Origin of the sequence: Streptomyces kurssanovii (assembly GCF_040677245.1) — a bacterium.
Lineage (GTDB): Bacteria > Actinomycetota > Actinomycetes > Streptomycetales > Streptomycetaceae > Streptomyces > Streptomyces kurssanovii.
Genome location: NZ_JBFAQK010000023.1, coordinates 39802 through 52318 on the forward strand (window position 1 = coordinate 39802; position 12517 = coordinate 52318).

At 68.7% G+C, this 12517-nt stretch carries 16 protein-coding genes, 1 tRNA gene and 1 pseudogene; 15 read left to right on the top strand and 3 right to left on the bottom strand.

Annotated features, from left to right (window positions below):
* Nucleotides 1–218: 218 nt before the first annotated feature.
* Nucleotides 219–1316, bottom strand: a complete 1098-nt coding sequence (locus AB0K36_RS18175; protein WP_364595077.1) for a DUF1152 domain-containing protein — start codon at nucleotides 1314–1316, stop codon at nucleotides 219–221.
* Nucleotides 1317–1460: 144 nt separating this feature from the next.
* On the opposite strand from AB0K36_RS18175, the gene AB0K36_RS18180 reads away from it, so the two are divergent.
* The 3 genes from AB0K36_RS18180 (at nucleotide 1461) to AB0K36_RS18190 (ending at nucleotide 3733) form a co-directional block, all read left to right on the top strand.
* On the top strand, nucleotides 1461–2201 hold the full coding sequence (locus AB0K36_RS18180) for a GntR family transcriptional regulator (protein ID WP_364595080.1): 741 nt from the start codon (nucleotides 1461–1463) through the stop codon (nucleotides 2199–2201).
* A 276-nt stretch (nucleotides 2202–2477) separates the two neighbouring features.
* Complete coding sequence (locus AB0K36_RS18185; RefSeq protein ID WP_364595083.1) at nucleotides 2478–2918, top strand: ATP-binding protein; 441 nt, start codon at nucleotides 2478–2480, stop codon at nucleotides 2916–2918.
* Nucleotides 2919–3004: 86 nt separating this feature from the next.
* Nucleotides 3005–3733 (top strand): GntR family transcriptional regulator, encoded by a 729-nt coding sequence (locus AB0K36_RS18190; RefSeq protein ID WP_364595086.1) that lies wholly within the window; start codon nucleotides 3005–3007, stop codon nucleotides 3731–3733.
* Nucleotides 3734–3756: 23 nt separating this feature from the next.
* Here the strand turns inward: AB0K36_RS18190 and AB0K36_RS18195 are convergent, their stop codons facing one another.
* Nucleotides 3757–3987 (bottom strand): hypothetical protein, encoded by a 231-nt coding sequence (locus tag AB0K36_RS18195; protein ID WP_364595089.1) that lies wholly within the window; start codon nucleotides 3985–3987, stop codon nucleotides 3757–3759.
* 354 nt (nucleotides 3988–4341) lie between these two features.
* On the opposite strand from AB0K36_RS18195, the gene AB0K36_RS18200 reads away from it, so the two are divergent.
* The 11 genes and pseudogenes from AB0K36_RS18200 to AB0K36_RS18250 all read left to right on the top strand — a co-directional run bounded on the left by AB0K36_RS18200 (nucleotide 4342) and on the right by AB0K36_RS18250 (nucleotide 11227).
* Complete coding sequence (locus AB0K36_RS18200) at nucleotides 4342–4692, top strand: SCO3933 family regulatory protein (RefSeq protein ID WP_364595092.1); 351 nt, start codon at nucleotides 4342–4344, stop codon at nucleotides 4690–4692.
* Nucleotides 4693–4697: 5 nt separating this feature from the next.
* The gene (locus AB0K36_RS18205; protein WP_364595095.1) at nucleotides 4698–6071 is read left to right on the top strand and encodes an FtsK/SpoIIIE domain-containing protein; all 1374 of its coding nucleotides are present in this window, start codon (nucleotides 4698–4700) and stop codon (nucleotides 6069–6071) included.
* Between the two features lie 80 nt (nucleotides 6072–6151).
* Nucleotides 6152–6808: a DUF2637 domain-containing protein gene (locus AB0K36_RS18210; protein ID WP_364595098.1), complete on the top strand. Its 657-nt coding sequence runs from the start codon at nucleotides 6152–6154 to the stop codon at nucleotides 6806–6808.
* A gap of 18 nt (nucleotides 6809–6826) precedes the next feature.
* Complete coding sequence (locus AB0K36_RS18215; protein WP_104783024.1) at nucleotides 6827–7018, top strand: RING finger protein; 192 nt, start codon at nucleotides 6827–6829, stop codon at nucleotides 7016–7018.
* Nucleotides 7018–7209 (top strand): mobile element transfer protein, encoded by a 192-nt coding sequence (locus AB0K36_RS18220; protein ID WP_142159485.1) that lies wholly within the window; start codon nucleotides 7018–7020, stop codon nucleotides 7207–7209. Before AB0K36_RS18215 ends, AB0K36_RS18220 begins: the two co-directional genes overlap by 1 nt.
* Nucleotides 7210–7218: 9 nt before the next feature.
* On the top strand, nucleotides 7219–7413 hold the full coding sequence (locus AB0K36_RS18225; RefSeq protein WP_364595102.1) for a hypothetical protein: 195 nt from the start codon (nucleotides 7219–7221) through the stop codon (nucleotides 7411–7413).
* A gap of 10 nt (nucleotides 7414–7423) precedes the next feature.
* Nucleotides 7424–7696: pseudogene (locus AB0K36_RS18230) on the top strand (SpdD protein); the annotation flags it as partial.
* A gap of 130 nt (nucleotides 7697–7826) precedes the next feature.
* Nucleotides 7827–9146 carry a replication initiator gene (locus AB0K36_RS18235; protein ID WP_364595105.1) on the top strand — a complete coding sequence of 440 codons (1320 nt, stop codon included), beginning with the start codon at nucleotides 7827–7829 and terminating at the stop codon, nucleotides 9144–9146.
* Nucleotides 9122–9316, top strand: coding sequence for a helix-turn-helix transcriptional regulator (locus tag AB0K36_RS18240; RefSeq protein ID WP_030246378.1), 195 nt, complete (start codon nucleotides 9122–9124; stop codon nucleotides 9314–9316). The genes AB0K36_RS18235 and AB0K36_RS18240 overlap by 25 nt, the downstream gene beginning before the upstream one ends.
* Nucleotides 9313–10686, top strand: coding sequence for a tyrosine-type recombinase/integrase (locus AB0K36_RS18245; RefSeq protein WP_364595108.1), 1374 nt, complete (start codon nucleotides 9313–9315; stop codon nucleotides 10684–10686). Before AB0K36_RS18240 ends, AB0K36_RS18245 begins: the two co-directional genes overlap by 4 nt.
* Nucleotides 10687–10930: 244 nt before the next feature.
* A complete protein-coding gene (locus tag AB0K36_RS18250) occupies nucleotides 10931–11227 on the top strand; it encodes a GYD domain-containing protein (RefSeq protein WP_364595111.1) in 297 nt (98 codons plus the stop codon).
* 252 nt (nucleotides 11228–11479) lie between these two features.
* On the opposite strand, the gene AB0K36_RS18255 is transcribed toward AB0K36_RS18250, so the two are convergent.
* Nucleotides 11480–11551 (bottom strand) — tRNA-Arg (locus AB0K36_RS18255).
* Nucleotides 11552–11826: 275 nt separating this feature from the next.
* Here AB0K36_RS18255 and AB0K36_RS18260 point away from each other — a divergent pair.
* Nucleotides 11827–12357 carry a response regulator gene (locus AB0K36_RS18260; protein WP_364595114.1) on the top strand — a complete coding sequence of 177 codons (531 nt, stop codon included), beginning with the start codon at nucleotides 11827–11829 and terminating at the stop codon, nucleotides 12355–12357.
* The last annotated feature ends 160 nt before the right edge of the window (nucleotides 12358–12517 follow it).

A 12517-nucleotide genomic window follows, 5' to 3' on the forward strand; every position in this document is an offset into this window, starting at 1 on the left:
GAGGCTCGCCCCATGGTGGCTGCCTAAAGCCGTGGAGCCGACCGGGCCCAGCCACAGCGGGCTACCGTCCACCGCACCAGGTGTACTCGCTCTAGCCGCGCGGCCGGCGGAGCCGGGGCCCGGAGCGGGGCGGAGACAGGAGCGTCGGGGCCCGGCGCTGGAGCCGGGGCCGCGCGCGGCGAGCGGAGCGAGCCGCCTTGAACCCGTGAAGAAGGTTGTTACTCAGTAGCGGCCGTGATGCGCCACAAGGGAGCGTCGTACTGCTTCGGACGGTTGTTGATGAGCAGCTGGCGCAGGTCCTCGCGGAAGGAGCCGTTGAGGTTCAAGGCCTCAGTGATGCGGCGGAAGGTCGTGTGGGTGACTCCACGGCTGTGGGCCTCGGCTTCGAAGTGGCCGAGCTGAGACAGTACGGCGTCCGGGTCAAGTTGTACCGCTGGCTGGTCCTTGAGCCACGCGGCCTTGTTGCGTTCGTAGTCGATCTCCGAGTAACCGCAGATTTCGCGGCTGTGTGCCTCGGCCTCGTCCAGGGTGGCTGTTGTCAGGATGGCGCGGGCCAACTGGTTGCGGGTCAACGCCTCGTCCAGGTCCACCTCGTGCACCGCCGGTCCTTCGTCGGTGAGGGGGACCGGAAGGCCGGCGTCTCGCATCTCGCACGTGCCGCGCACGCCCCGGGCGGTCGCTGCGAGCATCCCGGTTGCCTCGGAAGGGTGCCACTCCAGGGCCGAGCTGATCGGCTCGACGTCCTTCGCAGTGAGGGTGTGGATGAGCGGGCCGAGCATGCCGCGCAGTTCGTCAAGAGGGAGTTCTCCATCGAGGCCGGGGCCCGCCACCAAGAGGCGGACGGGCGCGTTCACCTGGCAGCACGCGGCCAGTGTGACGGCATCGGCAAGCGGGCTCTTCAACGTCGGCTCATCGCCGCGGGCGAGGATATCGCCGCCCACGTCCAGGAGGTCGATCGACTTCGGTGACAAGTGGTCTACCAGCTCCTCGAGCTGGCGGGTGACGCCCTCGACCCCATAGCGCGGATCAATCAGCGCGAACGTGTGCCGGAGCTCTGCGGCGAGTCGGGGGAGTGTCGAACCCGCCGGGGCGATAGGACGGGCCTCGGCCGACACTGCCCAGACTGCTGGTGTGAGGGGTTGGAGGCCGTTGAAGTTGTCTGGTCCTCGGGGGCCCGGAACCGGGTCGATCAGGAGGCGGTCCCACGCGTACGTGAGGATCACCGCCTGGTCTTCGTCGCCGTAGAGGGCGGCGTGAATCATTGCGGCGGCGACTGCGTCGCCCCCTCCTCCTGCTGCGACGATCAACCGCGTCATGGGCTTCAGCCTACGGGGTTGGGGGTTGACCACTCACCCTATAGTGGCCAGAGGCCATAGCCACTTGTGTCGAGAAGCAGGCCTCAGCTCGGTAGCGGGGTGCCCGACTACTCGCCTGGGGCTCGCCTTAGGTGAGGAGGACTGATGCCGCAGCTCGAGGAGGCTCAGCCGAAGTATCTCCAGATCGCGCACTACATCCGTGATCAGATTCTTCGGGGTGACCTGCGACCAGGTGATGAGGTGCCGTCCGAACGGCAGTTGGCGGCGGACTGGAAGGTGTCCCGGCCTACGGCCGCACGCTCGTTGGAGGCGCTGAGCCATCAAGGGCTCGTCGAGAAGCGTCAAGGGTCGGGCACGTACGTGCGCAGCCTCGAAGTCAACCGGCGGGCACGTGAGTTGTACGGGCGCGCTCGGCAGACCGGGAAGATCTACACACCGGGCGAGTACGCCGTGATCACCTCCGCCGGTTGGCTGGAGGCGCCGGATCACGTGGCTGAGGCGCTGGGTTTGGTCAAGGATCGTCGGGCGGTGCACCGGCGGCGGGTGACCAACAACCAGGACGGGCCGATCACGCTGTCCACCTCTTGGTTCGCTCCGGACGTCGGTCAACGGGCGCCGAAGCTTCTGGAGCCAGAGCGGATCCAAGAAGGGACGCTCCTGTACGTCGAGAACATGACCGGCCGGCAGGGGAGTTACGCGGAAGATCGCATGTGCGCGCGTGCGGCCACGGAGGAAGAGGCCGAGGACCTGCAACTTGCGGCCGACTCCGCCGTCCTGATCGTGCACCACGTTGTCTTCGACCTCCAGGACCGGCCGTTGGAGTTCGCTGAGGCCACCTACCCGCCGCATCGCTGGGCGTTCGAGCAGGGCTACCCCCTCACCTGAGGGGGCCAGTTGCTGCGAATCGCTTGCGTCCCGCAAGTGGCTAATGCCACTATCCAGAAAGTGGCTAAGGCCACTTCACTGGGAGGAGGCGCGGTGTGACGAGTCAGCGGCCGGATCAGGGCACGCAGTTACCTTGCCCGGGTTGCCGGGGGCGCGGCTGGAAGCGCGTCGGCTCGCGTACGACCCTGGCGCTTGCCACCGCCGCCGATCGCACCCGCGTCACATCGAAGCGGCGCTGCCTCGACTGCGACGGTAGCGGCAGGAAGTGAGCACCTGATGGCCTACATGATCGACCGCTACCCGTCTGAGGAGTCACCGCGTCTCGGTGCGATGACCTTGCACCCTGTCGCTGAGTCCGTACCGCGGGCTCGGCGCTGGTTCCGCAAGTTCATCGCCCCGTACAACCCGGTCTGCTCCGTCGACGACTGTGTGCTGATGATCTCGGAGCTGGTGACCAACGCCATCGCTTACGGCCGGTCGGACGACCCCTGGCTCGTCCGGGTCGAATGGTTCCGTGAGGGAGATTCGCTTCGGGTCGACGTGCACAACCCTGGCTTTCCGGCGAACGTGCGGCTGAGGCACCCCGACGCCGACGACTCCCACGGGCGTGGACTGCTCCTGGTCGATTCGCTGGCCGAGTCGTGGCATGCCGCACCGAGCCGCTTTGGCGGAACCGTCGTCTCCTTCGTCATGGCCGATGCCTGGCCCGGAAGGTAAGAGTTCGCTCCGCTTCTACTCCGACAATCGAAGATTCGCTAGTCTGGTTGACCAGTTGACTTGGCTAATCCCGACAGGCGGCGTTCATGGCGTATGAAGTGGAGCCACCGAAGTACGTGCGCCTCGCACGGACGATCCAACGTCGCATCGAGGACGGCACGTACCCGCCTGGCACTCGGGTGCCCAGCGAGAACCAGTTGGTGCAGGCCTTCGGGATGTCCCGCCCCACCGTCGTGCGGGCGCTGGAACTGCTGAAGCGTGACGGCTGGCTCGAGTCCCGACAGGGGTACGGCACGATCGTCCGGGACCGGCCCGAAGTGGTCGAGCAGAAGGACAGGCGGGGGCGAGAAGCCCTGGAGCGCGATGAGTCGCAGGCCTCGGGACGCCTCGTGGAAGTCGCTGAAGTCGTTGTCCCGGCACGGGTCGCCTCAGCGCTCGGCTTGCCAAAGAAGGCCAAGGTGCTCATGCGCCGCTTCCTCGTTGAGGAGGAAGGCGAAGCAGTTGAGTTGGTCTCGTCGTACTTCCCCGCCGGCCTGGTGGAGGACACCGAGCTGGCGAGCGCTGATGTCCTGGCCGGCAGTGTGCGTGAGCACCTGGAAGCGAGGAAGAAGATCCGCTTCGACCATGTCACGGAACGGGTCTCAGCTCGGCTCCCTGAGACAGATGAAGCCGGTCTCTTGGGCCTGCCGGACGGCGTGCCTGTGCTGAGCGTCCTGGTCATCGCGTGCGACGCGTCAGGACAGGCGTTGCAAGTCTCTGACGTGCTGCTTCCTGCTGACCGACAGGAACTCGAAGATACCTATCGACTCAGCTGACGGGTTGAACCGGTAACTGCGACTCAGGCCCGAGGTTGTCGGCTGGCAAGTCGGTAGATCGCGTACGTAAGCGCCAGGATGAAGTCGGCCGCTACCCAGAACGCGACGATCAGGCCCACCCCGATCGTGGTTCCGACGTCGCTCGCGTCCTCGCAGAGCTTCAGGTCCTCTCCCGTCAGACCGCGGCAACCTTCGGGCGTACCGCTGGCCGTCGAGGCGCCCAAAATGACCCAGATCAAAAACAGGATCTGCACGGCGAGAAAGACCCACAGGAAGACTCGGCGCCGCTTCCTCGGCGGCGGTGCCGTGCTGTCCTGGCGCGGGGGCTGACTTGGGGGTGATCCCTGAGGCGGCCCCGGCCATGTGCCTGGCGGCGGTGCCGCCCACTGCGGAGTGCGAGGGTCCCAAGACTGCGGTTCTGGAGCGCGGTGCTTCTTGCTCATGTCGCGCCCTCCCTTACTGCTGACTCCATAGTGCGCTCGGGGCTCCAGGGCCGCTCACCGGCCACCGCGAAGTCACTTGACAAGTCAACCTGGCATCCGTAGCTTCGAGCTTGCTAAGTCAACTTGTCAGGCCGGCAGGTTGATCGACTTCAGGAGGAGAAATCTGTGCGTGTGATTCGTATTGACGCCTCGGCCGCCACGATCCTGCTCACCGAAGCGCCGGCGCCGAAAGTGCGTGACCGGCAGACCGGTGAGATCGCCAAGGACGCCGTGAGCGGTGAGGCGCTGATGACGGTCGGCGTCGTCTACATCGACGAGGGTGAGTCGTCGCTGATCCAGGTCACCGTCCCCGAGAGCGGTGTGACGGACGGCCTGACCGTCGGGGCCCCGGTCTCGCTGCCGGGGCTCGTCGCTCGGCCGTGGGAGAGCGTGTTCAACGGGCAGCAGCGGCACGGCATCGCCTACCGGGCGACCGCCGTTGCTCCCGGCGCCTTCCCGATGGAGCAGGCGGGCTGATCGTCGTGACCGACCTGGTGACGTGGGCTGAGCTGGGCGGGTCGCTCGCTGCGATAGGCGGCGCGACCTACGCCCGGCATGCCCATCCGGCGGCGTACTGGTCCACGGTCGGGCTGCCCGTCTCGGTGGCCCGGCTGCTGGCCTCGTACACCTCCACCATGGACGCGTGCGGCCTGACGGTCGAGCCGCCCCGGTGGCGGGCCCTGGCCGTCAAGGCCACGACTCGCCGTGAGGTTCGGCCTGTGCCTCCTCGCCGAGGCATGATCCGGCCCACCTCGACCGGTCTGCGGCTCCGGTTGCGGCTGGCTCCGGGGCAGGAACCGGCGGACGTGGCGGCCTCGGCCGAACGGCTGCGGCACGCGTGGGGTGTTCACGCCGTGTACGTGCGGGACGTCAAGCCCGGTGTCGTGGAACTGCGGCTCGTCGGCTTCGACGTCCTGCGGAAGGTGCGGATGCCGCGTCGGACTGACGCCGGTCCGCTCCGCGTGCCGGTGGCTCTGCGGGAGGACGCGACCGCCTTCATACGGGACTACCGGGCCGTACCTCACGAACTCGTCCTCGGCGCCACGCTGTCCGGCAAGTCCATGTTCCTGCGGAACCTGCTTGCAGGGCTGGCCGCTCAGCCGGTGGTCCTGGTCGGGATCGACTGCAAGCGCGGGGTGGAGCTGGCGCCGTTCGCTCCCCGGCTCTCGGCGCTGGCGACCGACCCGGAGCAGGCGGCCGAGCTGCTGCCCGTGCTCGTCAAGGAAATGGAGGACCGATACGACCTGATCAAAGCGCGGCAGGGCATCGCACCTGGCACCCCGGATGAGCTGATCACCTCGGACGTCTGGGGCCTGCCGGGGGACGAACGCCCGGCTCCCATCGTGCTGTTCGTCGACGAAGTGGCAGAACTCTTCCTCGTCGCCACGAGGAAGGAGGAGGAGCGGCGGGACGAGATGGTCACCCAGCTCATCCGGCTCGCCCAGCTTGGCCGCGCGGCCGGCATCTATCTGGAGGTGTGCGGGCAGCGCTTCGGGGCCGAATTGGGCAAGGGAGCGACCATGCTCCGGGCGCAGCTGACCGGCCGGGTCTGCCATCGGGTGAACGACGAAGCGTCCGCGAAGATGGCGCTCGGTGACATCGCCCCTGAGGCTGTTATGGCCTCCTGCGCCATCGCTGCCGAGTTGCCCGGCCTCGCCGTCGTCGGCGACACGTCCGGCGGCTGGTCCCGCATCCGCACTCCTCACCTGTCCCTCGCCGACGCTGCGGCCACCTGCCGCGAGACGGCGCACCTCGCCCCGGACGTTCCGGCGCTCGCGCCGTTCCGGCCCTGCGCCCCTCCGGTGCCGGTGAAGGAGTCCGGTCCCCTGGCCACTCCTCGGCCGATCACCGAGTAACCGACTCGCTCCCACGGTCGGCGCGGCCGTCCCGCGCCAAGTCCCTACCCCACCCATGCCCGGAACTGGAAGGAGTGGCCGTGCGTGCCCTGCCCGTCCGTGTGGACGCTGTGCTCGTTCAAGCGGTGATCGCCGCCGCGCTGTCCTTCGCTCACCTGCATGACCTTGCGCTCGCTGCCGGACAGGACGGCTGGAAGGCGTGGGCCTATCCGGTCTCTGTCGACCTGCTGTTGGTGGCGGCCTGGCGGCGTCTGCGCTCCGGTGAGTCGAAGACGGCCGGGTGGTGCTGGTTCGTCGTCGCGCTGACGGCGTCGCTCGGCGCCAACGTCGCCACCGCCGGTCTGCTCGACCTGGAGGACGTACCGGCCTGGCTCCGCATCCTCGTCGCCGGATGGCCCGCGGTCGCCTTCCTCGGCGGCACGCTGCTCGCTCACGGAGCAGCGCATCCAGGCGCAGACCCGGCGACGGCACCGGAACCACCTTCGACGGCACAGGCGCCGGAACCGACCGCCACAGACATCGAGCCGCCCACGGCTGCGCCCGAACTGCCGGCCCCCGCACTGGAGTCGGCGCCGCCGCCTGCATCCCCGGTACCGCCCGCGCTCGTCACCCTCGCCCGCAAGGTCGCCGACGAACACCGCGCACGGACCGGGACCGACATCGACACCTCGACCCTTCGCGCCCGGCTCGGTGTGCCCATGCCGCTCGCCGAAGCCATCACCACCCAACTCACCTGACCCGGAGGACCTTCTCCCTTGCGCCCGTCCACGCTCCGCGCGCTGAAGCGCGCCGCCGAGCTGACCCGACAGAACCGCCTGACCGAAGCCGTGCTGATCGCCGAACCGGTGATCCTCGCCGCCGACAGCTACGAGGGCGACGAGATCTTGCGCTGGCTGGCCGACCACGTCACCGACTTCACCGGCGAGACCGACAAGGAGATGCCCTGATGTCAGCCAACCGCCGTTTCCGCCGCGTCGTCCGCATCGGCCCCGTCCAGGTCGCTACGTACTACGACGGCCGGGGCCGCGAGAAGCACACCGCCGCCTGCACGGCTCCGCGGTGCGGCTTCGCCACCGACTACGACAGTCGCGCCGCCGCCGAGCTGGCCGCGCGCACTCACCGCTGCCGCGTCCGCTGAGGAGTTTCCGTGACCGTCTCGCTGCCGCTCGTCTTCGTCTTGGGCGTCATCGCCTGGGCCGCGATCAAGTTCCTCGGCGTCCGCCTCTGGGTCGCCGTCGTGATCGCGCTGTTCGGCTTCTGGCTCTCGCACACCATCCTCGCCCCGGCCATCGAGTCCGGCACTCGCACGGGGGTCGACGTCGTCAACGGCACCAACGAATGACACCCGACCGACAAGGAGTCCCGCGATGTTCCGCCCCAAGCTGCCCGACACCCCGCACGTCCCGAGCATCACCACCCACATCCCGCAGGACCATGCCCCGGCTCCCTCCGCCGGCCGCTCGGTCGCCCCGTTCGTCGGGGTCGGCGCCGGTGCGGTGGCCGCCGTGGTCGTGGTCGGCGTCGTCCTCACCGCGCTCCTGGCGGCGGTCGCCGTCTCGGCCGTGTCCGTGGCCATCGCCGCCGTGGTCCTGCGCTCCCTCGTCACTGGCGCCAACAGGCGCTGACCGGCCGCCGGGGCGGCAAACGCCGCCAAGCATCCCGCCGCCCCGGGGCCGTACCTCCCAACCGCCGAAACAGCCGAAAGGAAGACCCATCATCACCCGGCAGACTCCGCCCCCGCTGGCGGAACTCTCCATGCTGGCCTCCCTTGGCACCATGCCCGAGCTGGCCCGCCAACTTTCCGGCCTGGGCGGCTGCACGAACCCTGTGCGCCTCGACGGCCACCGCACCGAGTACGCGGTTGACCGGACGACCGGAGAGATCGGGCGCGTCCTCCACCACCTCGATTCGTCCTCCCTGCCCGCCGGAAGTCTCCTCGTCCGCTGCAACAACCGTCGCGCCACCCGCTGCGCGGCCTGCGCGGAGGTCTACCGCCGAGACACCTTCCACCTGATCACCGCGGGACTCCGCGGCGGCAAGGGCACCGCCGAACAGGTCGGCACGCACCCGCGCGTCTTCGCCACCCTCACCGCACCGAGCTTCGGCCCGGTCCACAACCGCCCCTCCAGCGGCCGGCCCTGCCGCTGCGGTGCCCGGCACGACGAGACAGCCCCGGCCCTCGGTACGCCCCTCGATCCGGACGCATACGACTACGAAGCGGCCGTGCTCTGGAACGCCCACGCCGGAGCCCTCTGGCGGCGCTTCTCGATCTACCTGCGCCGTGAGATCGCCAAGCGCGCCGGACTCACCCAACGCGCGTTTCGGCATCACGCACGCGTGTCCTTCGCCAAGGTCGCCGAGTACCAGAAGCGGGGCGCCGTCCACTTCCACGCGGTCATCCGCCTGGACGGCCCGGAGGGCGGCGACACGGCCCCTCCCGCCTGGGCCTCCGCCGAACTGCTGACCGACGCCATCCATGCCGCCGCCACCGCCACCCGCGTCAACGGACCCGATGTCGGCGGCCGAGCCCACACCTTCACCTTCGGCCGTCAACTCGACGTACGCACCATCCGCTCCGCCGACTTCGACGGCGGCCAAGAGCTGACCGAACGGGCCGTCGCCGCGTACATCGCTAAGTACGCCACCAAAGGCGCCGAGACAGCGACCGGCACCCTGGACCGGCCGATCCGCTTCCTCGCCGAACTGGCACAGGCACAGATCACCGACCACGCGCGGCGCATGATCCGGACGGCCTGGACCCTCGGCGCACGCAAGGACCTCGAACACCTCCGCCTGCGCGCCTGGGCCCACATGCTCGGCTTCCGTGGCCACTTCTCCACCAAGTCCCGCCGCTACTCCACCACTCTCGGCGCCCTCCGTGACGCCCGCGCCGAATGGCGCCGCGCCCAAGCCGCCATGGCCGCTCCCCAGGACGGCGAAACCACGCTCGTCCTCGCCCACTGGGTCTTCGCCGGAACCGGCCTCAGCACCGGTGAGCAATGGCTGGCCGCTTCCCTCGAACCCGCCCCCGGAACGGAAGGAGAACCGACATGGACGCCCGTCGCGACGAGCTGATGACCGTCCGCCAAGTCCTGGATGAGCTGGGCGGTGTCTCCCGTCGGACGTTTTACCGCTGGCGAGAACTGGGGTACGGGCCGGCCGCATTCAAGCTGCCCAACGGAGAGCTGCGGGTTTGGCGGAGTGACTTCAACACATGGCTGCGACAGCTGGAGGAGGCGGCGTGAAGTCTCTCAATGTGAAGGTCTGGGGAGTCCGCAAGCGGGACACCAAAACGCCCTCGTACGGGGTCCGCTGGTCAGTCGCAGGCAATGTGTTCTCGGAGTCCTTCCGGACCAAGGCGCTTGCCGACCACTACCGCACGAAGCTCATGTGCGCGATGCGCGACGGCGAGGAGTTCGACACGGAATCGGGTCTTCCGGCCTCGATGGAAGAGAAGAAGTCGGCCGTGTCGTGGTACGCCTTCGCTCTCAGGTACCTCGCCATGAAGTGGCCCCATGCCGCCCCCAATACGCGAGACGGCATCAACGAATCCCTAACCAGCGTGACGATGCAGCTTCTCGACGAGCGTGCCGGCCGGCCGTCTGACGAAGCAATCCGCAAAGCGCTGCGCAACTGGGCCTTCGTCCTACCGGGGCCTGATGATCGGGAAGTGCCGGACGACGTGCAGAACGTTCTTCACTGGGTTTCCAAGGCGTCCCGACCGCTCGCCGATCTCGCTGAGCCCGCCATGGCTCGCGCGGTCCTCGACTCGCTGAAGCTCAAGCTCGACGGTACGGCGGCAGCGGCGGAGACCGTGCGGCGTAAGCGTCGGACGCTCGTCATTGCCGCGAATTACGCCGTCGACCTGGGGGAGCTGCGGGAGAACCCGATCACGGCTGTCCGCTGGCAGAAGCCGAAGGTGTCCAACCAGGTCGACCCGCGGGTTGTCGCCAACCCGGAGCAAGCACGGAACCTCCTGGCGGCGGTTTCCTACGTGGGCGGATACCGGCGCGCCCGTGGTCGTCGCCTCGTGGGTCTGTTCGCTGCCATGTACTTCGGCGGTCTCCGGCCGGCGGAAGCGGTCGGCCTCGTCGAGACGGACCTGAACCTTCCCGCGCAGGGCTGGGGCTCGGCGCTGCTCCACCGGACCCGTCCGTCCGTCGGCAAGCAGTGGACCGACTCGGGGGAGACCCATGACGACCGCGGGCTGAAGAACCGGCCGACCGAGGACGTCAGGCGAGTGCCCATCCCGCCCCACCTCGTTGCCGTGCTCCGTGAGCACCTGGCCACCTTCGGCACGGCGGACGACGGGCGGCTGTTCTTCAGTGAGAAGGGCTCGGTCGTCCCGTCCTCGACCTACTACCGCGTGTGGCAGGAGGCCCGGCTCCTCGCGCTTCCGCCGGCCGTCGCGGCCTCGCCGCTCGCGAGTCGGCCGTACGACCTTCGGCACTCGGCGCTCTCGACGTGGCTCAACGCGGGTGTTGACCCCACCGAGGTTGCCGAGCGCGCTGGCAACAGCGTCGAGGTCCTGCTGAGCCGCTACGCGAAGTGCCTCGATGGACGGCAAGACGTCGCCAACCGGCGTATTGAGGATCTGTTGCGCGAGTACGAGTGATTGCAGACGACGGTAGCTCCGATGCCCCCCGGACTTGTTCCGGGCGCATCGCCATGCCTTGGCCAAGAGGGGCGTTCCTGTCCTCAGGAATTCCGCGCTGGTGGCTCCGGGGTGTTTGTCGGGCCGGGCCATGAAGTCAGGCCGGCTTTTATCACTCGTTCAGATACGCCGCGCATGCGCATTACGCGCATGGTGCCCAGAGTTGACCACGACTTGTTGCGTCTACTTTCAGGGGTAAAGGATCATGCCGACGTTTGTTGCGCTGCTGAACTGGACCGACCAGGGGGTCCGGGGCTACAAGGACACCCCGCAACGCGCTGAAGCCTTCACGGCAGCGGCACAGAAGCTCGGGGCTAAGGTCCTGAACCTCTTCTGGACCGTCGGCCCGTACGACCTCGTGGCTGTCGTAGAGGCGCCAGACGACGAGACGGCCACCGCCGTGCTCCTGCAGGTCAGCGCGTTGGGCAACGTCCGTAGCACGACCCTGCGAGCCTTCGGCCGGGAGGAGATGGACCGCATCATCGCCACAGCCTCTGGCTGAGGGACTTCCATGTCGAGGTTCTGTTGGTCCGAGTGACACGCTCGCGGCGGCAGGCCCCAAGGCCCCTGGACCTGTCCGGGGGCCTTCGCTTTTCCCGGGCATGACCTGCGCTTACGTCCCAAGATCCCGTCCACGCCTCGTCCACAGCCCCCGACATACGCCCGCTCCGAGCGGCACCCGCCTGCACATACGCGAAGACCCCGGCCTCAGCGTTTCCGCTGGTGACGGGGTCTTTGGGCACCTCATACAGGGTGCCCCCGGCAGGATTCGAACCTGCGCACACGGCTCCGGAGGCCGTTGCTCTATCCCCTGAGCTACGGGGGCGTGCGCCGCGCTGCTGCGTGGCGACGGGTAGAACCCTACCAGCTCCCGAAGGGTCATCGTGAACAGGTATTTCGGGTCCCGAGGGACAGGTTTCCGAGCACCCGCGGAACAGGTCTCACTAGCCCCGGACCGGCGGCCGGGGCAGCGAACCCGGCACCCTCCGCAGGCCCGATCCGAGCCGCCTACCGACCTGCCGCATGGGGTCGCCCGGCCCGTACACGATCAACCGGCCACCCGTCGCCCTCCTTCCCGCCCTTCCCCCGCACGGGTCGGAAGTGGGCAAAACCCGGACGCAGCCCTGTCCGCGGACCTACTCTCGAGTTGTGTCCGGCGTGTCCGGCCGAGTGCTCGTTGTCGATGACAACCGGGTGATTCGGCAGCTGATCAGGGTCAACCTCGAGCTGGAGAGCTTCGAGGTCGTGACCGCGGCCGATGGTGCCGAGTGTCTGGATGTGGTGCATCAGGTGCAGCCGGACGTCATCACGCTGGACGTCGTCATGCCCAGGCTCGACGGCCTGCGGACCGCCGCCCTGCTGCGGGACGACCCGCGCACCCGGCACATCCCCCTCGCGATCATCAGCGCGTGCACGCAGTACGAGGTCGACTGCGGTGTCGCCGCCGGGGTCGACGCCTTCCTCGCCAAGCCCTTCGAGCCGGCCGAGCTCGTGCGGGTCGTGCGGCAGTTGATGCACCGGGAGCCCAGGGGCCCCAGGGGAACTCGGGATTCCCGCGAGTCCGGGGAGGGTGGCCCGCCGTCCGCCGACGGCAGGCACGAAGCAGGGCGGGCGGAGAGCGCCAGAGGCTGACCGGGCCCGGGACCCCGGCGTGCCGGTCACCGGCGGGCCCGGGATCAGGGCGTGCCTGTCACCGGCGGCACCCGGGACCACGGCGTGCCGGAGACCGGTGGCGCCCAAGACCGCCCCGTGAACCTTCGTGCGCGCGACCACCGACCACACCTCCGCACCC